19 protein-coding genes are annotated in these 19,560 nt (G+C 59.9%); 8 read left to right on the forward strand and 11 right to left on the reverse strand.

Annotation, left to right across the window (positions count from 1 at the left end; all coding sequences use genetic code 11):
- Positions 1 to 123 precede the first annotated feature (123 nt).
- A complete protein-coding gene (locus tag Q0288_RS15135) occupies positions 124 to 597 on the reverse strand; it encodes a hypothetical protein (protein ID WP_299432174.1) in 474 nt (157 codons plus the stop codon).
- A gap of 384 nt (positions 598 to 981) precedes the next feature.
- Between Q0288_RS15135 and Q0288_RS15140 the strand changes: the two genes are divergently transcribed.
- Complete coding sequence (locus Q0288_RS15140) at positions 982 to 1,332, forward strand: hypothetical protein (protein ID WP_299432177.1); 351 nt, start codon at positions 982 to 984, stop codon at positions 1,330 to 1,332.
- Positions 1,333 to 1,423: 91 nt separating this feature from the next.
- On the opposite strand, the gene Q0288_RS15145 is transcribed toward Q0288_RS15140, so the two are convergent.
- Positions 1,424 to 2,086 carry a PspA/IM30 family protein gene (locus tag Q0288_RS15145; RefSeq protein WP_299432180.1) on the reverse strand — a complete coding sequence of 221 codons (663 nt, stop codon included), beginning with the start codon at positions 2,084 to 2,086 and terminating at the stop codon, positions 1,424 to 1,426.
- Positions 2,087 to 2,428: 342 nt separating this feature from the next.
- Between Q0288_RS15145 and Q0288_RS15150 the strand changes: the two genes are divergently transcribed.
- Complete coding sequence (locus Q0288_RS15150; RefSeq protein WP_299432183.1) at positions 2,429 to 3,439, forward strand: polyprenyl synthetase family protein; 1,011 nt, start codon at positions 2,429 to 2,431, stop codon at positions 3,437 to 3,439.
- Between the two features lie 27 nt (positions 3,440 to 3,466).
- Positions 3,467 to 3,769, forward strand: coding sequence for a type II toxin-antitoxin system prevent-host-death family antitoxin (locus Q0288_RS15155; protein ID WP_299432186.1), 303 nt, complete (start codon positions 3,467 to 3,469; stop codon positions 3,767 to 3,769).
- A 122-nt stretch (positions 3,770 to 3,891) separates the two neighbouring features.
- Here the strand turns inward: Q0288_RS15155 and Q0288_RS15160 are convergent, their stop codons facing one another.
- From Q0288_RS15160 to Q0288_RS15185, 6 genes are all read right to left on the reverse strand, one after another.
- Positions 3,892 to 4,761 (reverse strand): DMT family transporter, encoded by an 870-nt coding sequence (locus Q0288_RS15160; RefSeq protein ID WP_299432189.1) that lies wholly within the window; start codon positions 4,759 to 4,761, stop codon positions 3,892 to 3,894.
- Between the two features lies 1 nt (position 4,762).
- Positions 4,763 to 5,089, reverse strand: a complete 327-nt coding sequence (locus Q0288_RS15165; protein ID WP_299432192.1) for an AzlD domain-containing protein — start codon at positions 5,087 to 5,089, stop codon at positions 4,763 to 4,765.
- On the reverse strand, positions 5,086 to 5,796 hold the full coding sequence (locus Q0288_RS15170) for an AzlC family ABC transporter permease (RefSeq protein ID WP_299432195.1): 711 nt from the start codon (positions 5,794 to 5,796) through the stop codon (positions 5,086 to 5,088). Before Q0288_RS15170 ends, Q0288_RS15165 begins: the two co-directional genes overlap by 4 nt.
- On the reverse strand, positions 5,787 to 7,001 hold the full coding sequence (locus tag Q0288_RS15175; protein WP_299432198.1) for a pyridoxal-phosphate dependent enzyme: 1,215 nt from the start codon (positions 6,999 to 7,001) through the stop codon (positions 5,787 to 5,789). Before Q0288_RS15175 ends, Q0288_RS15170 begins: the two co-directional genes overlap by 10 nt.
- 67 nt (positions 7,002 to 7,068) lie before the next feature.
- Positions 7,069 to 7,737: a GntR family transcriptional regulator gene (locus tag Q0288_RS15180; protein WP_299432201.1), complete on the reverse strand. Its 669-nt coding sequence runs from the start codon at positions 7,735 to 7,737 to the stop codon at positions 7,069 to 7,071.
- 11 nt (positions 7,738 to 7,748) lie between these two features.
- Complete coding sequence (locus Q0288_RS15185; RefSeq protein ID WP_299432204.1) at positions 7,749 to 8,045, reverse strand: hypothetical protein; 297 nt, start codon at positions 8,043 to 8,045, stop codon at positions 7,749 to 7,751.
- Positions 8,046 to 8,229: 184 nt separating this feature from the next.
- Between Q0288_RS15185 and Q0288_RS15190 the strand changes: the two genes are divergently transcribed.
- From Q0288_RS15190 to Q0288_RS18095, 5 genes are all read left to right on the forward strand, one after another.
- Complete coding sequence (locus tag Q0288_RS15190) at positions 8,230 to 9,870, forward strand: FAD-dependent oxidoreductase (RefSeq protein WP_299432207.1); 1,641 nt, start codon at positions 8,230 to 8,232, stop codon at positions 9,868 to 9,870.
- Positions 9,867 to 11,234 carry an ATP-binding protein gene (locus tag Q0288_RS15195; protein ID WP_299432210.1) on the forward strand — a complete coding sequence of 456 codons (1,368 nt, stop codon included), beginning with the start codon at positions 9,867 to 9,869 and terminating at the stop codon, positions 11,232 to 11,234. The genes Q0288_RS15190 and Q0288_RS15195 overlap by 4 nt, the downstream gene beginning before the upstream one ends.
- Positions 11,231 to 12,598, forward strand: coding sequence for an ATP-binding protein (locus Q0288_RS15200; RefSeq protein ID WP_299432214.1), 1,368 nt, complete (start codon positions 11,231 to 11,233; stop codon positions 12,596 to 12,598). Before Q0288_RS15195 ends, Q0288_RS15200 begins: the two co-directional genes overlap by 4 nt.
- A 10-nt stretch (positions 12,599 to 12,608) precedes the next feature.
- Positions 12,609 to 14,348 (forward strand): N-6 DNA methylase, encoded by a 1,740-nt coding sequence (locus Q0288_RS15205; protein ID WP_299432217.1) that lies wholly within the window; start codon positions 12,609 to 12,611, stop codon positions 14,346 to 14,348.
- A gap of 411 nt (positions 14,349 to 14,759) precedes the next feature.
- On the forward strand, positions 14,760 to 15,065 hold the full coding sequence (locus tag Q0288_RS18095) for a UBP-type zinc finger domain-containing protein (protein WP_366914786.1): 306 nt from the start codon (positions 14,760 to 14,762) through the stop codon (positions 15,063 to 15,065).
- A gap of 44 nt (positions 15,066 to 15,109) precedes the next feature.
- On the opposite strand, the gene pyk is transcribed toward Q0288_RS18095, so the two are convergent.
- From pyk to dnaN, 3 genes are all read right to left on the reverse strand, one after another.
- Positions 15,110 to 16,534 (reverse strand): pyruvate kinase, encoded by a 1,425-nt coding sequence (gene pyk / locus Q0288_RS15210; protein WP_299432220.1) that lies wholly within the window; start codon positions 16,532 to 16,534, stop codon positions 15,110 to 15,112.
- Positions 16,535 to 16,580: 46 nt separating this feature from the next.
- Entirely contained in the window at positions 16,581 to 17,876 is a 1,296-nt protein-coding gene (eno, locus tag Q0288_RS15215; protein ID WP_299432223.1) for a phosphopyruvate hydratase, read from the reverse strand.
- A 183-nt stretch (positions 17,877 to 18,059) separates the two neighbouring features.
- Positions 18,060 to 19,184, reverse strand: coding sequence for a DNA polymerase III subunit beta (gene dnaN / locus Q0288_RS15220; RefSeq protein WP_299432226.1), 1,125 nt, complete (start codon positions 19,182 to 19,184; stop codon positions 18,060 to 18,062).
- Between the last annotated feature and the right edge of the window lie 376 nt (positions 19,185 to 19,560).

Here is a 19,560-nt window from a genome sequence, read left to right on the forward strand (position 1 = left end):
GAAGCCCACCGGCCCCTGGATAATGGCGGTGTGGGTCTGGGGTTCGGTAGCGCGTGGCGCACAGGCCGCCAACAGTAAAAGTAGCATTAAAATTGGGATGAAGATTCGTGGCATTCCAACAATTTACCCTTGATGGGGGCTACGCGGATGTAAAACTTCACGCAATTCGATGAGGAGTTGCGGCAGCTCCGCCAGCACCGGGGGTTCCCCGGTCTCCGAGATCAGCAGCAACTCGGCTCCCAGGCGCTCCAAATACTCTACCCCGCGCTCAAAGCATCGGCTCAGTTCGTGGCTCCGCCCCAGCAGGCGGTCACGGGTCAAGCTGTCCAGGCCTGGTTTGATCAGAAAGCGCTCGAGCTCAACCTGTTGCGGCAGCAGTTTGTGTAAATCCCGCCCATACTGCCGCACCTGTTTGAGCGGTTCCCGCAGATGGGGTAACTCTTCGCCCTGTTGCCGGATTTCGGCCAGTGCCAGATCCAACCGGTGGGCCTGTTCTCGCTGGGCCTGGGGCAGGTTACGGCCTGCGCCAAATGCCCAGACCAGCAACCCCACCACCAGCAAGAGCAACATCAACTCCACCAGGGCGAGGCTTGCCATCTTGCTTTCAGAATACGCCGCTGGCGCAGTAGCGCAAGTCCACAAGACTCGAACGTCTAGCGGAATCGCATACCCCTTGATTTCCAGCAGCCCAGCTCCAGGGCAATTGCCGTAGAGGGCGCACCCAGTGACGGAACCCGGCGGTTTTTAAGGCAGCCCAGGATGCAATCCATTTGCAAACCGCCCCGGGCTGCTGCCAGGCTCGCCGGTCGCACCCATTGCTCATTCGCCCGTTCCTTCTTGGTATCTCCGGCAAGAATTAAGGCGCAAAGTTGGGTTTGGTCTTAATCCATGGGGTAAATTACGACCAGGACAGACGTAGCACCCATTTTGTCATCGAGTTACTTACCCTGGGGTGACGTAACAGAGCTTAAAGTTTTAACTATGCAGTCGAGCAATGTACGGGACAACCGCCTACGCAAAGCGGCTATTGCCGCCTTCAAGGCCGAGACCTTGCAAGCTGGTGAGGCCTGGTACAAGACAATCGCCTACGAGGAACTCCGGCGCATATTTGGCGAGGAATGGCTAACCCTGGGGTGCTACCGCCTGGTGGAGATCTGTGGGGTTCGTGAGATCACGGTGGAGGTTGATGGAGAGCTCTTTTCGGTGGCCGAAGTAAGCGGTAACCCTGCCGAACCGGTAGCAGTGGTTGTGCGCCATCTGCCCACCGGACGGGCTGTGGGCAGCCTGGCCCAGCTTGGCGAGGTTTTTCTAAGCTACTCCGACTCCCAGTAAAAACCCCCGATTGGCTCAGGGGTTCTGCCCTCAACTTTTAGCTTTAGGCCTTCGGCTTTTCGCTTTCAGCCATTCACATCGTGGCGCACCCTCATGCCATACCGAGATCGCGTTTGAGGCGGGCCAGATCGTCTTCCACTTCCTTGCTGCTGCCCAGGCTCTGAAGCTCCCGCTCGATGTTGCTCTTGTCCATTTCCGAAAGGGCCGCATGTTTATCTTCCATGGCCTCGATGCGGCGTTCCATGTCCTCGAAGGCTTCTACCGCGCTGTGGGTATCGGTTTTGGACTCGAACCTGCGTACCGTCTCGGCAGCTTCCACACCCTTCTTGCGGGCGATGAGCAGGGCTTTCTTGGCCTCGGACTCTTGGATTTTGCCTTCCAGGGCCTTGAGCTGGGTGGTGAGCTGGTTGACCAGGTACTGCTGCTGGGCCACCTGCTGGGCAAAGCCATCGGAGAGGGCCTGGGCTTGTTGCTTGCGCCTAAGGGCTTCGCGGGCCAGATCCTCACGCTCGCCCTTGAGGGCGTCGGCGGCCTTGAGTTCCCAGGCGCGGATCTGTTCGGCATAGTTTTGCTGGTCGCGCTCAAGTTTCTTCAACTCGGCCATAGCCTCGGCCACTTCCATCCGGGCATCCCGCAGCGTGGTTCGCATGTCTTCCAATGCTTGTTCGATGATCTTTTCGGGGTCTTCGGCCCGCTTGATGAGGTCGTTAATGTTGGCGCGGATCAGGCGGGAAAGGCGGTCAAGAATACCCATGTTTGAGCCTCCTGTAGAGCTTTAGTGTAGCGCAGGTAGGTAGCGCTCACAACCACTGACAAACCCCCAATATTTGCGGGCTATACTCACCCTTAGCGCAGGCCCAACTGCCGTTGCAAGAAAATATGATAGGGGTTGACGCAGATAATGTAAAGTGTTGTTGGCAGAAAGCGGGGTGCTGAGCGTTGCGGTGGTTTCAAATTGAACCACCCCACCCAGGGCTTTGAAAACCGCCGCTGAGTTCCGTGCACCGCGAGCCGATTGCGGCAACAAATCAAAACTTGGCTATCAGCTATCGGCCCTGCGCTTTCAGCCTGCCGCCCCACGCCGTAGTATCTACCCATGACCTCCACCCTCTCCCCGACCCAGGTACGAGAGGCCATCCAGCAGTACTTGCTTGAGGCCCTGCCCAGACCTGAGGCCGCCCAGCGCCCCGAACTGGCCGAGTATGCCCAGATGCTGCGCGACTACCCCGAGCGGGGCGGCAAGATGCTGCGCGGACTGCTGCTAACCTATACCGGGCAGGCCTATGGGGCCGAGCTTAAGCAACTCCTGCCCATTGCGGCAGCGCTTGAACTATTTCAAAACTGGGCCCTGATCCACGACGACATCGAGGATGCTTCCGACGAACGGCGCGGCAAGCCCACCCTGCACAAACTCTATGGGATGCCCCTGGCGCTCAATGTGGGCGACGCACTGCACGCCAGGCAGTGGGCCCTGCTGGTCGAGGCCGGGGTCTCGCGGGGGGTGTTGCTCGAGTTTGCCCGGCTGGTAGAGCTTACGGCCCAGGGACAGCACCTGGAAATGACCTGGATGCAGCAACAGCGCTTCGACTTGCAGGAGGCCGACTACCTCCAGATGGTGGGGCAGAAAGCTGCCTACTACACCGCCGTCGCGCCGTTGCGACTGGGCGTGCTGGCTGCGGGCCTCGAGCCTGCTCCGGTGTTGGAGGAAGCCGGGATGAAGCTGGGCATCGGCTTCCAGATTGTGGACGATGTGCTCAACCTTCAGGGCGACCCCGCCAAGTATGGCAAGGAAATTGCGGGGGACGTCTGGGAGGGCAAGCGTACGCTGATCCTGCTGCGTTTCCTACAAAACGCCGATGCGGGCGAACGAGCGCGGGCCGAGAATTTGCTCCGAATTCCCCGGGAGCAAAAATCGGCCCTCGAGGTGGACTGGTTGCACCGGTGCCTGTTGCAGTCGGGCGCGGTGGACTATGCCCAGACCCTGGCCGAACAGATGCTGACCGAAGGGCTGTCGATGCTGGAGCCGGTCTTGCTCAAAGCACCCAGAGGGGCCATGGGCAGGGTGGTGCTGGAAATTTTGCAGACCCTGGTTCGGCGCGAAGCCTAAAGTACAAAACCTGGTACAATACTCAGTATGAAGACCCTCGACCTCAGACGTGATTTGGTTCCGGTTTCGGAGTTTCGCTCAAACGCTGCGGCCTTTCTCAAGCGGTTGCAGGAAGGCGACCGGCTGATCCTAACCCAGAACGGCAAGGCGGCGGGCGTGCTGATGGGTGTGGGGGAGTATCAGGAAATGGAGATTCGGGTGAAGGAACTCCAGAGTGCAGTCAACTCGCTAATCGAGGCCCGAAAAGGGCTGTTGATGGATAAAGATGAAGCCATGCAGTTGATTGACCGAGAGGTTGAGCGTGCGCATCAGAATTCCTCCGGGCGTTAGTCAGCAAGTTGAATCTGCCATTACCGGTCAACCCTCCGCAGACGCCAGCAAAAAGTTGCGGCAGTCGTTGGATGTTGATGTAGTCAAAGTTCACTTGAGCCTCCCTCCATTCAGAGATCGCCTCAGCGCCGTACCACCATCGCCACCCCCACCGCCGCCAGCGCCATTCCCAGGATGGCCAGCGCCCCGAGCTGCTCACCAAACAAAAAGTAGGCTTGAACCGCCGTTACCGGAGGAACCAGGTAAAACAAGCTGGCCACGCTGCTGGCCGAGTTGTGGCGGATCAGGTACATCAAGAGCAGGATGGCCCCAATTGACAGCACGACCACCCCCCACCACAAAGCCAGGGTAAAATGCAGGGTCCACTCAATTTGCATGGTCTCGCCAAAGAGCAGCGCCAGGCTCAGAAGGGCTGCGGTGGCCGCGATGAACTGCACCAGGGTTCCGCCCACCAGCGGCATCTGGGTGGCAAAGCGTTTATGGTACAGCGTTCCGATGGTAGTACAGAGCAAGGCCAGCCCGATCGCCAGGTAAGCTGAAGGCTTAAGGTCTACCATGCCGGCCCGCAGGGCATTCTCGCCCACTACCAGAGCCACCCCCAAAAGGCCCAACAAAAGTCCTGCCCACTGCACCAGGTTCACCTGCTCGCGCAGCAGATACTGCGCCAGAATTGCGGTCAGGATGGGCTGCAAACCCACAATCAGGGCCGCCGTGCCGGCGGGCATTCCCCTCGAGATCGCAAAAAAGACCCCACCCAGATAGCCTGCGTGTAGCAAGGTACCCGAGACCGCTATGTGCAGGTTCAAGGCCCAGCCCTTTGGCCAAGGTGAGCGCAGCAACCAGGCCAGGCCCAAGAGCAGCCCCACCACAATCAGCATCCGCACCCATAAAAAGGTGAAGGGCTCGGCATAGGGCAGGCCAAACTTGGCCCCCACAAAGCCGGTGCTCCACAGCAGCACAAAAAGGATGGGGGCCAGGGTAGCCAGCCGCATCTCAGACCCCCATCCATTGCAGCAGCCACAGTGCTCCCATCCCTACCCCCAGTGTGAGCAGGATGTTCTTGAAGCGCCAGGCCACCAGGGCTGCGATAATTCCGGCCAGCAAGCGTTCGTTGTGCAGTCCGATGGCCCACTGCCCGTCGGGGGTGAGCAAAGCGGGGAAGACCAGCCCAGCCAGGGTTGCGGCGGGCACGTAGCGCAGGGCCTGTTGCAGGCTGGAGGGCAGGCTGAAGCGTTCCAGCATGGCCAGGGGAAGGTAGCGCAGCGCAAAGGCAATCAGGGTCATGCCCAGCAGGGTGATCCAGAGCTCGAGGTCGCTCATGGTCTTCTCCCCTGTCGGTTCTCCAGCCAGACCCCCGCCCAGATGCCTGCGACCGCCCCGATAAACAGCCCCGAGCGGTAGGGCATACCAATCAGGGCGGTCGAGACCAGCCCTCCCACCAGGGCGGCAAACAGGCTGGGCCGGTTCTGCACTGCAGGAACCAGCAACACCAGAAAGCACAGCGGTACCACGAAGTCCAGCGACCAGGCCTCGGGCAACCTTGCCCCCAGCAACGCCCCCAGGTAGGTACAGACCACCCAGACCAGCCAGAGCACCAGGCCGATGCCCAGATAAAACCAGGGTGTAATGCGCGGGCCAAGCGATGAATACTGGCTCACCGCTAGAGCGAAATTCTGATCGACCATCAAGAAAGCGGCCAGTAATTTCATACGCGAGGACAGGGCTTCCAGCGGCCTGGCCAGGGCGCTGCTGTACATCAGGTAGCGCAGGTTCACCACCAGGGTGGCCAGCCACACGAAGAAGATCGAAGCCCCCGCCCCGATCAGCTGCAGGGCTACCAACTGGGCGGCCCCAGCAAACACCAGAACCGACATTGCCGTCACTTCCACCGCGTTCAAACCAGCCTTCACACCCGCTATTCCGGTAACCAGCGCAAAAGGTACGATGCCGACCGCGATCGGCAGCGACACCAGCACGCCCCGCCAGAAAGCAGCCTGGGACGAGGGAGGAAGGGGGTTTACAGCCATGCTCTCCTCTGCTCCTCGGTCAGGTTGCCCCCACACAGGATGGTGGCCACCCGCTGTTCTTTGAACTGGGGGTAGGCCAGCAGGGCTGCGATGCCGACCGCGCCGGAGGGCTCGAGCACCAGCCCCAGATGCTGCTGTACCAGTTGCATGGCTTGCTGGAGGGTGGGGTCTTCGACCAGCAGTATCTCGTCCACCAGACTCTTCAGATCTTCCAGGGCTTCGGGCACTGGAATCCTCACCCCGATGCCATCGGCAATAGTAGCGATAGACTGGGTCTGCACCAGGGTTCCGCTTCGCCAGGACTGCTCCATCGCGGGGGCCCCGGCTGCACTCACCCCCACCACCCGTACCGCCGGAGCCTGGGCCCTGACCCAGCGAGCAATTCCGGCCAGCATCGCGCCGTTGCCCAGGGGAACCAGCACGGCATCGAGGGGTTTGGGATAGCGTAGGAGTTCCAGGCCCATCGTTCCCGCGCCCTCGGAGAACTCCACATTGCGGCTGTCCTCGACAAAAAGCAGCCCGTGACCGGCAGCATATTCCTTAGCAGCCAGCTTGGCGGCATCGAAGTCTTCGCCCGCCAGCCGCACGGTCGCACCCAGGGCCTGCATCCGGGCAATCTTGAGCGGACTGGCATTGACCGAAGCAAAGACCGTTGGCTTGATGTCACGCTTGCGGGCCGCATAGGCCATCCCCTGTCCAAAGTTGCCCGCCGAGGCACAGATTACTTCGGGCAGGTTTGGGTTGCGCACAAAGAAATAGTCGGCCCCGCGCCCCTTGAAACAGCGAATGGGATTGAGGGTTTCGACCTTGACCACGAGTTCGACCCCCAGCACCTCGCTCAAGCTTTCGGCGGGGAACTGGGGGGTATGAAGAAAGATGGGGTCTATCGTTCGAGCCGCTTGCTGGATGTGCTCGAGCTTCAACCGATGGGGAATATCCGTGGCGCCAAGGGCGGTGCGCACATAGCTCGAGCCACTGGGTTCGCGGGTCAGGAAGCCGCGATCGCATAGTTCGCGACGCAGCAAGGCCCAGTCTTCAAAGGTATGCCAGGTTTTCAGGAGGGCGTTGATTTGAGTTTCGCTATAACTTTGACCTGCCGGAAATTTGGCGGCCAGGTACTCGATGACAGCGGTTTTCTCGGCGGGTTTGGTAGGCCAGCGCTCTACCTGGCCGAAATCGTTGAGCAGGTGGTTGAAGGCATTCATGGGCAAACTCCAGGGTGGCTGGGAGGGCGGGTTTGACCGTTGGTGAGAACCGCGGGGGCCTGCGCCATCAGACCTGAGGCTGTCCTTTCAAGCGGGCCAGGGCGTTGTGGAAGTGGCGGTGCAGGCGTTGCGGAGCAGCCTCAGCGTTGCCCGCAACAATGGCCTCTACAATTCCGGCATGCTCCTCTACCGAGACCAGGCCCAGTTTGGGACTACCGAAGTAGGTTAGCTCGAGGCGGTGGTGCTTGAGGCGCAGACCCCGGATGATCTCAACGAGCTCGAGGTTGCTACAAGGCCGCACGTATTCGTCGTGAAAAGCCGAGTCTGCCTCGACCGCAGCGGGAATATCGGCACTCTTGAGCGCAGCCTTGAGGCGGACGTTGGCCTCCCTCATGGCGCTCAGGTTGGCTTGGGTCAGATGGGGGAAGGTCAGCTTCAGCGCCAGACTGTCCAGCACGGCGCGAACGGGATAAATCTGTTCGGCCTCATCCAGGTCTACCGGCTTGACCCGCGTCCAGCGGTTCTTGGCGGTCTCGACCAGCCCCTCGTCCTCCAGGCGGCGCAGGGCTTCACGCACCGGGGTACGGCTGACGCCCAGGCGCACCGCCAGCTCCTGGTCGCGCAATTGCTCACCAGGTTCCAGGATTCCCTGCACGATCCAGTCGCGCAGTTGTTGGTAGGCCGACTCGCGCAGGATGGGGCGGGTTAGGGTTTGGGCAGATTCCGGCACAGGCATGCTTAACCTCTTCAGGGGGTCTGGCGGGCGCAGCGAAAAATGGCCGCCAGGGATTGTTCCACCTCGTTGGCAGTGGTACGCCAGCCAAACCCTCCCCGGCTGGCCACGGTGTTGGGCGGGCCATATTGTTTGAGCTGTCGCACTGCCTCGGCAGCGGACATACTCTGTTGGGGCAAGGGTTCGTCAAACTGGGCCAGCAAGCGCAGATCCTGCTCAGAAGGAAACACCCGGCGGGTCTCGACCTCGCGCAGATATCGCTCAATGCGCCGATGGGCTTGACCCAGGAGTTTTTGGGAAAAATCAGGCATGGACTCTCCGGTGAGATGTAATATATCACACGCCGAAACCGCCTGGTTGCAGCCCGCCTCGGAAGGAACCGCTGTCAAAATATCGCTCGAGAACCCGTTGTTTCTTCGACCTCGAGCAAAGTGTCTCGCTCCCGTGGGAGGACACTCTTACATTCAGGGGTATCTGGGAGCAAAATAGAGCATTATGGCCAAACCTGTCCTGATGACCATTGATGATGATGCCCCGGTGCTGGGAGCCATCGCGCAGGATCTGCGCCGCAAATATGGGGCGGCCTACCGCATCGTGCGGGCCAGTTCGGGCCTGGAGGCCCTGGACGCACTGGGCCAGCTCAAGGAACGCGGCGACCCGGTGGCCCTGCTTCTGTCCGACCACCGCATGCCCCAGATGGATGGGGTGGAGTTTCTCGAGCGCTCCAGGGCTCTCTACCCCGAGGCCAAGCGGGCCTTGCTCACCGCCTACGCCGACACCGAGGCGGCCATCCGAGCCATCAACAAAGTACGGATTGACTACTATCTGATGAAACCCTGGGATCCTCCCGAGACCCAGCTCTATCCGGTACTGGACGATCTGCTGGAGGACTGGCTGGCCGGCTACAAGCCCCCCTTCGAGGGGGTGCGGCTGCTGGGGCACCGCTGGTCGCCCGAGACCCATGCCCTCAAGGACTTCCTGGCCCGCAACCACGTGCCCTATCAAACTCTGGATCTGGAGACCATGCCCGAGGCCCAGGAGCTATACAGCAAGATGGGGGAGGTGAAGCTGCCGGTGGTGCTGCTGCCGGATGGGAACCGGCTGGAAAGCCCCTCCGTGGTTCAGTTGGCCCAGAGAATTGGACTCAAGACCCGGGCCGACAACCCTTTCTACGATTTGGTGATTGTGGGGGGCGGCCCCGCAGGACTGGCTGCCGCCGTATACGGCGCATCGGAGGGGCTCAAGGTGGTGATGATCGAACAGGAAGCGCCTGGCGGACAGGCGGGTACCAGTTCTCGCATTGAGAACTATCTGGGCTTTCCTGCTGGGCTATCGGGCGGCGACCTGGCGCGGCGTGCAGTGGCCCAGGCTCGCAAGTTTGATACGGAAATTCTCACCCCGGCCACTGCCCACAGCCTGCGTACCGACGGGCAGTACCGCATCTTGACTCTGGACGATGGCTCTGAACTTTCCTGCCATACCTTGCTGATCGCTACCGGGGTCAACTACCGCAAACTGCCGGTGTCGGGTCTGGACAAGCTAACCGGGGCCGGAGTGTATTACGGTGCAGCCATCACTGAGGCCCAGGCTTGCAAGGACGAGGAGGTGTATATCGTGGGTGGAGGCAACTCCGCCGGTCAGGCCGCTGTGTACCTGGCCCAGTTTGCCCGGAGTGTGACGCTCCTGGTGCGCGGAACAGGCCTCACCGCCACTATGTCGCGCTATCTGATCAACCAGATCGAGGCCACCCCCAACATCCACTTGCGAAGCTGCACTCAGGTCGTCGAAGTGCATGGCGACACCCACCTCGAGGCTCTCACCCTTGCCGATCGCACCGCTGGAAGCACCGAGAGGGTTTTGGCAGCGGCTCTGTTTATCTTCATCGGAGCCTTACCCTATACCGACTGGCTGGGGGAACAAATTGTGCGCGACGACAAGGGCTTTGTGCTGACCGGGCCGGATCTTCCCAAAGAGCGCTGGAAGCTAGAACGCGACCCCTACCTGACCGAGACCAGCCTGCCAGGGGTGTTTGCTGCCGGGGATGTGCGGCACCAGTCGGTCAAGCGGGTGGCCAGCGCGGTGGGGGAAGGTTCGATCACGGTACAGTTTGTGCATCAATATCTGGCAGCGCTATGAGCCTTTCCCCCGCCGATCTGCGCACGGTTCCGGCCCTGGCCGATTTGCCGGAGGCTGGGCTGCAGTGGCTAATTGACCACGGGAAAGAGCTGCGTTTCAAAGCTGGCCAGGCGGTGCTCCGGGATGGAGATCCACCGGATTGGATGCTGATTTTACTCGAGGGATCTCTGGAGTTTCGCTGGGCCGACTCCAGCGATGCCCTCTACGACACCGGGGCCGGGGATATCGTAGGCGCCCTGCCCTACTCGCGTATGCAGCAGTACAACGGCACCGGATGGGCGCGGGCTGACCTGCACTGCCTGGCCATCCACCGCCAGGACTTTGCTTCCATGCTGGAGGCCATCCCCCAGCTCACCCCGCGCCTGGTGGGCATTCTGCTGGATCGGGTGCGCTATGTCAGCCGGCTGGACTTTCGCATGGAAAAGCTGGCTTCGCTGGGGAAGCTTTCCGCAGGGTTGGCCCACGAATTGGGCAACCCCACGGCTGCCGCGACCCGTGCAGCCCTGGAGCTGGCCGAGGCTCTAACCGAACTGCAAACCCAGGCTGCCCTGGTCACCGAACAAATCGGGGTTGCGGGTTTGCGAGACCTGCTGGGCCATCTCCAGATCCTGCAGCCAACGCCCTTGAGCGGCCTCAAGCGGGCTGACCTCGAGGACAAACTTGCAGCCTGGCTCGAGCCCTACCATATCCATGAAGCCGAAGAGTGGGCCGACGCTGGTGCAACGGTGGCCTGGTTGGAGGGCCTGCAATCGCGCACACCTGCCGAAGCCCTGCCTGCGGTGCTGACCTGGATGCGCACCGCCATCCGAACGCAGGGCATGGTGCGGTTGGTGCAGGAAACCACCCAGCGCATTTCCAGGCTGGTGATGGCGGTCAAGCGCTACACCTTTATGGATCAGGCCCCAAAACAAGCCGTAGATGTGGTGGAGGGCCTCGAGAACACCCTGCTGATTTTCGGCCACCGCCTCAAACGCAGCATCCAGGTGCTGCGCGACTACGCGCCCGACCTGCCCAGAGTCTGGGCTTTTGGCACCGAGCTGAATCAGGTCTGGACCAACCTGATTGACAATGCCCTGGATGCGATGGGCGAAGCGGGCACCCTGACCATCCGCATTGTCCAGGAGGGGAATTTTCTGTTGGTGGAGATTGGGGACAGCGGCCCTGGCATCCCGGCTGAAATTCAAGGCAGGATTTTCGATCCCTTCTTCACCACCAAAGAAGTTGGGAGGGGCACCGGGCTGGGTCTGGAAATGGTACGGCGCATCGTGCAGGGGCACGATGGAACCATCCGGGTGGAGTCCCGACCCGGCGACACCCGCTTTCAAGTTCGTTTGCCCCTTCTTTCCGCTGAGGTCGAGGCGTGAGCCCAACGATCACCGACTTGCGCAGGGTTCCGCTTTTGTCCGACCTCGAGGACAGCGACCTGGAGTGGCTGATCGCGCATGGCCAGTATCAAGAGTTCTTGACTGGGGCCACGGTCGTCGAGCAGGGTACCCCTGCCAACCGCATGGTAATCATGCTCGAGGGAACCCTCGAGTTCCGCTTCAACAACAACACCGAGGCTTTGCACATCGAGCCGGGTAACATCACCGGCGTGCTGCCCTTTTCCCGCATGACCCGCTTCGCAGGGATGGGTGTGGCCCTCTCCCCCATCCGCGTCCTCTTCATCTACAAAGAAGAGTTCATGCCCATGCTGGGAGCCATCCCGGCCCTGGCCCCGCGGCTGGTGGGCCTGCTTACCGACCGGGTGCGCAACTTCAGCCAGCAAGAAATTCGCCAGGAAAAACTAGCTTCGCTCGGCAAGCTTTCCGCCGGGCTGGCCCACGAAATGAACAACCCTGCCTCCGCAGCCCGGCGGGCCTCCGCACAGTTGGGAGAGGCCTATGCCGACCTCGAGATCCGCTCGGCCCGGGTGGGCGAGCTCATTGGCCTGGTGGGCCTGCAAAAGCTGCTGAGCTACCTGGATAGCCTGCAACCCCGGCCGCTGGGTGCGATAGGGCGCAGTGACCTCGAGAACGAACTCGGTGCCTGGCTCGAGAACCACGGCGCGACCAAAGCCTGGGAATGGGCGGCCACCTGGGCCGATGCTGGAGTCACAGTGGACTGGCTGGTGGGTTTGCACCCCATAAAGGAAGAATTGAACAACCCCCAGGCCATGCCGCACATTCTGGACTGGCTCGAGGCCACCCTGCGCACCCGTGCCCTGGTGCGCGTTGTCGAGGACAGCACCGAGCGCATCGCCAGGCTGGTAGGGGCCATCAAGAGCTACAGCTACATGGATCAGATACCCAGGCAAACCCTGGATGTGCGCGAAGGGCTGGAAAACACCCTGGCCATTTTTGGCTACAGACTGCGACAAGGGATTAGAGTCGTTCGCGACTACCGCGAAATCCCCAGGATCGAGGCTCATGGCTCCGAGCTGAATCAGGTCTGGACCAACCTGATTGACAATGCCCTGGATGCAATGGGGGAGGAAGGCACCCTGCACATCCGCACCGCTAGCGAGAACAGCATTGTGCTGGTGGAAATCGGCGACAGCGGCCCTGGCATTCCGGCTGAAATTCAAGACAGGATTTTCGATCCCTTCTTCACCACCAAAGAAGTTGGGAAGGGCACCGGGCTGGGCCTGGATATGGTCAGACAAATTGTCCAGCGCCACCAGGGCAGTATCCGGGTAGAGTCTCGACCCGGCGACACGCGCTTTCAGATTCGCTTGCCAATCCGTTAGCATCTGAGCGATGGAGTTGGGTCAGTTGCCGCCAGGCCCCACAGGGGAAGCCGCCAAAGCCTTCGGTGCCTACTACACCGATGCCACCGTTGCTCGGTTGCTGGTGCGCTGGGCTTTACGCTCTCCACACGATACTCTTGCCGATCCATCTTTTGGCGGTGGTGTTTTTTTGGCAACGGCGAGTGAGCGTATACAGCAATTGGGCGGCGACGCCCGTCGGCAGATTTTCGGTGTTGAATTAGACCAAGAGGTTTATGGGCACACCGCTACGATGCTAGACTCACTTTACTCCATTAATCGAGACCACCTGATCTGCGGCGATTTTTTCGATGTTCAACCCCAGCGTCTGCGCTTGAATGCTGTGGTGGGCAACCCTCCCTTCATTCGTTACCAGCGCTTCACCGGCGCGGGGCGAGACAAAGCCATCCGGCGAGCCGCCGAGCAGGGCGTGATCCTGGGCAAGCTTTCCAGTTCATGGGCAGCCTTCGTGGTGCACTCTGCAGCGCTGCTCTATCCGGGTGGGCGGCTGGGCCTGGTGATCCCTGCCGAGTTGGGCCATGCTGCCTACGCCCGGCCCGTGTTGCAATACCTGGCAAGGTCATTTGAGCATGTCACCCTACTGACCTTCCGCAAGAAGCTTTTTCCCGCCTTGAGCCAGGACGTGCTGCTGCTGCTGGCCGAAGGTCGGAGGTCATATGCTGAACCAACGGCTGTATTTGCGTTATTGGATCTACACAGCGCATCCGATTTGGAGGCTTTGCATCTTCCGCACCCCAATTCTCAGATTCTTGATACCCCCGCACTAACCTCGAGTCGCAAACGTTTGCTCGAGTACTGGATTCCCCACACGGCTCGCGAACTCTACCAGGATCTGCGCGACTCTCCACAAACCTTCCATCTAGGCGAAATCGCCGACGTAGGCATTGGTTACGTAACCGGCAACAACGATTTCTTTCACCTGAGCCCGGAGCAAGCGCAGCAATGGAGTATTCCACAAGAGTTCCTCAACCCCGCAGTGCGACGCGGGCGGATCTTGAGGGGTTTGCGTTTTACCCAGGCTGATTGGGACGTGGCGGTGCAAAAAGGCGAAGCCGGGTTTTTGCTGCACATCTCCCCCACAGCCGAACTGCCTTCTGGGCTGCGACAATACCTCCAACAAGGCCAGGTGAACAGGATCCATAGAGCGTACAAATGCCGGGTGCGCCAACCGTGGTACGCCGTCCCCCACGTCTACCAGCCCGATGCCTTCCTCACCTACATGAGCGGCGAAACACCCCGACTCGTCGCCAACGAAGCAAGGGTGGTTGCGCCCAACACTCTGCATACCCTGCGCCTTAAGTTCCCTCCCGCCTTGCAGGTGGGGGGTGGCTTCCCTTTTAGCCGGGCTACCGCTCATACCCCCAGGGGTTGGAGTGCCAAAGCAGTCGCGGTTTTGTGGCAAACTTCGCTCACGCGATTGAGTGCGGAGATCGAAGGTCACCCCATGGGCGGCGGGATGCTCAAGATCGAGCCAGGGGAAGCCGAAAAAATTGTACTACCCAGGTTCGAGGCTGGTACAAAGAAACTGGAGCATCTTGCCGATGAGCTTCATCGCCTTATTAAAAATGGCCAGGTAGAACAGGCACAAAACCTGGCCGACCAGCTCATCCTGCGTGAGGGCTTGGGGATGGCAGAAAAAGACGTGGTGGCTTTGTCGCAAGCCAGCCAATACCTCAGCCTGCGCCGCCAACGAAAGCTAGCGGGTCTCTAGTGCACCCACGATAGAAATTTCGGTGATGGTTTCTAAGGCGGGTGTTCAAGAAGTTGCCCGCCTGGGTTTTGTTCTGCAAGAGGCACCCAATACAGCCTGGATGCGCCGCAGGGTATCAGAACTCGAAGTGGCAGGTCTTAACCCCAACCACAAAATTGCCTTGTACCGCTAACGCCAGCGCATCTGGACGTTTCACACTCACTTCTGGGATCAACACTATACCAGTGCAGAGCATCGTGGTCATTGGTGTTTTCCAGCCGTTTAACATCGAGCATCCTTCAAAAAGGTTTAGCCGACAGCTTTCTGCAGAACCGTGTTCTGCACCACACGGCTCGCTCCCATCGGGGTGCGGGCATATAGAAAGGGTGCGATCAGATTAGGTGGCATGGAGCCTTTGAGTTACCATCAGATATGGCTACTTGTGACCACCTGACCCACTGGTTGGAAAACCCACCCGTACTTAGCCCCAGAATCCAGGGTTGCGAGGAGTGTCTGGCGGTGGGCGACACCTGGGTACACCTGCGAATCTGCCTTACTTGCGGTCATGTGGGTTGTTGTGAGTCTTCAAAAAACAAACATGCCAGCAAACATGCTCATAGCAGAGGTCATCCGCTGGTTCAATCGTTTGAACCGGGGGAGACCTGGATCTGGTGCTACATAGATCAGGCCATACTACGGGGAGATCGCAAACTCTATACCCAGGTCAGCCCTTCCTGAACAGGCTTCAAAAAACCGATTTGGCCTGAAGCTTTAGGGATGGGTCAGCTCACCCGCTCCACCCGGATCATGTTGGTGGTGCCGCGCACCCCAAACGGAACTCCGGCAGTGATAACCACGTACTCGCCGGCCTCGGCCAGTCCAGTCTCCATGGCTTTTGCCACCGCGATTTCTACCATATCGTCGGTGTTTTTTGGATCGGGAGCCAGCAGGGGCAGGACACCCGAGACCAGGGCCAGCTGGTCGCGCACAAACTGGTTGGGCGTCAGGGCCAGAATCGGTACCGGAGGGCGGGTACGGGCCACCCGGCGTGCCGCGCTACCGGAGGCCGTAAACACCACCACCGCCCTGGCTTCGGTGGACTCCACCACATCGTCAACTGCTCGGGCAATGGCGTCCTGCACGGTGCGATTGGGGGGGGGTCGCAGTGCATTGAGTCGGTCTTTGTACTCCTGGGTGGCTTCAATGGTTTTAGCTACCCGGCTCATAAACGCCACTGCTTCTACCGGGTATTGCCCGGTGGCAGTTTCCGCCGAAAGCATGATGGCGTCGGTGCCGTCGAAGATAGCATTGGCCACATCCGAGGCCTCGGCCCGGGTGGGGCTGGGGTTTTTGATCATGGACTCGAGCATCTGGGTAGCGGTAACGACCGCTTTGCCGGCCTGCACTGCTTTGAGGATGATGCGCTTTTGCACGGCAGGCACCTCCTCCAGCGGCATCTCCACCCCCAGGTCGCCACGGGCCACCATGATGCCGTCGGCCTCTTCCAGAATTTCATCAAAGCGGGCCACCGCGCTGGGCTTCTCAATCTTGGCCATGAGCCTCGCGCGGGAGTTGTGGCGGCCCAGGTAGTGTCTGGCCAGAAGCAGGTCGTCGCGGCTGCGCACGAAGCTGATGGCCACCCAGTCCACTTCCAGCTCAGCGCCCAGGGTCAGGTCGTCAATGTCTTTGTCGGTCAGGGCAGGAATCGAGAGGTCGGCGCCAGGGATGTTGATACCTTTATTGTTGGACAATCGCCCTCCCACCATCACCGTGGTGTGAATATCGTTGAGGCCTACCTCGTCTACCCGCAGACGAATATTCCCATCATCCAGCAGCAACATTTGCCCTGGTTCGACATCATTGGGCAGGCCCCGGTAGGTGGTCGAGACCCTGGTTTCGTCGCCCTCGAGGGGCTCGGTGGTAATGATGAACTTCTGTCCCTGCTGCAAATCAACCGCACCCTCTCTAAAGCGCCCACAACGAATTTTGGGGCCTTGCAGGTCTTGCAGGATGGCTACCGTGCGGGAAAGGGAACTCGAGGCTTCACGGATCATTTGCACCGATTGACGGTGGTCATCGGGCATTCCGTGGGAAAAATTGAGACGAAAAACATCTACCCCGGCCTCGATCAAGGCCCGGATCATCTCGGAGGAGCGAGAGGCGGGCCCAAGGGTGGCTACAATTTTAGTTCGTTTTGAGAGTCCCATAGTTTTGTCTCAGGTCTGTGGTCGAAAGTCAGTTGGCGCTGAACCATCAACTTTCGACGTTCGACTTTTGTTTTTTGAACGCCCCGAAGCCCAGGTATCTCGCACCTGCGCCCAGCTCTTCCTCGATGCGCAAAAGCTGGTTGTATTTTGCAAGACGGTCTGAACGGCTGGCAGAGCCGGTCTTGATCTGGCCCGCGTTGACCGCGACCGCAATGTCGGCAATGGTGTGGTCTTCGGTCTCACCGGAACGGTGCGAGAGGATGCTGGTATAGCCCGAACGGTGGGCCAGCCGGATGGCTTCCAGGGTCTCGCTGAGGGTGCCAATCTGGTTGACCTTGACCAGAATGGAGTTGCCCACCCCCATCTCGATGCCACGCCGTAGAAAAGCTGGGTTGGTCACAAACAGGTCGTCTCCAACCAGTTGAATCCGCTGGCCCACCCGCTGGGTGAAGTGTTTCCAGGCATCCCAGTCGTCTTCGGCCAGGCCATCTTCGATCGAGACAATAGGGTACTGGTTGATCCAGTTCTCCCAATACGCTGCCATCTCTTCGCCTGAGAGGGCTTTGTTTTCGGCTTCCAGATGATACTTACCATCCCGGTAGAGTTCGGTGGTAGCGGGGTCAAGTGCGAGGGCGATGTCCTTACCGGCCTTATACCCTGCTTTCTCAATGGCAGCCAGAAGCACCTCTACAGCCTCTACGTTCGATTTTAGGTCGGGGGCAAACCCGCCCTCGTCCCCGACATTGGTGTTGTAGCCCTTGCCCTTTAAAACCGATTTTAGAGCGTGGAAGGTTTCGACCCCAGCCCGCAGCGCCTCCGAGAAAGTGGGCAGACCACCGGGCACCAGCATGAACTCTTGGAAATCCACATTGTTGTCACCATGCTTGCCCCCGTTAATCACATTCATCAACGGCACTGGCAGGGTCACGCCCTGCACCCCGCCCAGATAGCGATACAGCGGCAGGCCCAGCGCGGCTGCAGCGGCGTGAGCCGTGGCCAACGAGACCGCCAGGATGGCATTGGCCCCCAGGTTGCCCTTGTTGGCGGTGCCATCCAGTTCCAACATAATCTTGTCTACCGCTTCCTGGTTGAGCGCATCCAGCCCGATCACTTCTTCAACAATGCGTTCATTGACTGCGGCCACCGCCCGCAACACCCCTTTGCCCCCAAAGCGGGGGCCGCCATCGCGAAGTTCGGCGGCTTCGTGGGCTCCAGTGGAGGCACCGGAGGGCACCATCGCCCGTCCGCGCGCACCAGACTCGAGCGTTACCTCGGCCTCAACGGTGGGATTGCCACGTGAATCAAGTATTTCACGTCCTTTTACATCAACGATTGTCGTCATTAAGAGTGCCTCCTTGCTGGAAACGCTTCTATTTCCACACAAGCCGCTTAAGAGTCTACACTGCAACGCCAGGGTTTAGTCAGGCAGGCTTGGTGTTGACCCGGTCAACGTTCCAGAACTGGATATGAACACTGGCTGGAAGCCAACCGACCATAGGCCCATCAGCTTCGACCCATGCTAACCTCAAACCCGCAATGGCACGACCACTGCCAGGTAGCCGGTGTCTTCGATCGCTTGCACCACGCTGGGGCTGGTAGGGCCTGACAGCTTGATCCGTACCGCACCCTCGATAGGAACCAGTGCATCAATCAGGTATTGAGCGTTGTAGGCCACCATCAGTTGGGACTCACCCGAAGAATCAATGTTCAACTCTTCCCTACCCCGTCCATAATCCCCTTCGGCATCAATATCGAGCTTTCCATTGTTGAAGAGCAGGTTGACGCGGTGGTTGTTACGATCCGAGAGCACTGCTACCCGCTTGAGACTCTCCCTCAAAGCTTCGGCGGTCAGGGTGGCTTCCAGGACAAAACTCTGGGGAATCACCCGGGCATAATCGGGAAACTCGCCTTCCATCAGCTTGACCGACATACGAACCGCCTCTCCCACCAGGGTCAGGGTTCCCTCGCCTACCGCAAAGGCCACCTCCCCTTGCGCATCCTTGAAGACCCGGACAATCTCGTCGGCGCTACGGGCCGGGATCACCAGCTTGCGGGTCTGCAGCTGCATCGGAAGGTCGTAGCGGGCCAGTCGAAAGCCATCGGAAGCCACCGAACGCAGGCCGGCAGGGGACATCTCGAGCTGCACCCCACGGAAGATAGCCCGGTACTCCTCGGTGCTAGCGGCATAGCGGACGCGGGTGATGGCCTGAGCCAGGCGTGAGGCGGCAATCGTCTCTACGGCCCCTGCACCGGAACCGGGAACCGTAAAAGATAGCTCGGGATAGCCATCGGGGCTGGTGGTAGAGAACTGGGTATTGAAGGCTCCGGAGTGCAGCTCGAGGCGCTCTCCGGCACTTTTCGCTCCCTCTGCACCCTGGCCAAAGATCAACTCGACCAGCTCGCCCGGAGCGCTGCGCACGATCTGCGAGAAGGTTTGGGCCGGAACCAGCACCTGGCCTGAACCCTGTATCTCGGCAGGTAGCTTGACCTCGATATCTACCTCGCCGTTGGTGCCCCGTAGAATCAGGCCCTGGTCGGAAAGTTCGATGGGTAAGTACGTCAGGATGGGGTTGGAACTGCGGCTGGGAATGATCCGCTCGAGGATTGAGAGTCCTTCGGCAAGGGCACGTTTGGGGATGCGAACTTCCACGCTGGCCTCCGTGTTGGGCAATGGGTTGGGGCGGTGGCCCCGGTGAGCCCAAACATTCTAACAGTCAACCCGGCTTGCTGAAATCAGGTTTGCGCTTTTCCGTAAAAGCATTGAGGCTTCTCTGGCTTCGGGCGAGCCCGGTGGGTGGAGGACGTGCTCATCCTCACCGAATCGCTACTGGCCTTATCAAGAGCCTGGGCCAGCATGCTACACATCTCTGCCTACACATCTCTGCGGCGATAGCGTTTTGCGCTCGAGGCGGTTGAACCTGGGTTTTTTAGAATGCCGTTCTCCAGGTTTACCTCTTGGGCTTAGATTTTAGGGGTTGCTTTTGTCAGGTTTTGAAGGCTTGAAACAAGTTCGAGAATTTAAATTC

The organism is uncultured Meiothermus sp. (assembly GCF_937863175.1).
In the GTDB taxonomy this organism is placed as follows: Bacteria; Deinococcota; Deinococci; order Deinococcales; family Thermaceae; genus Meiothermus.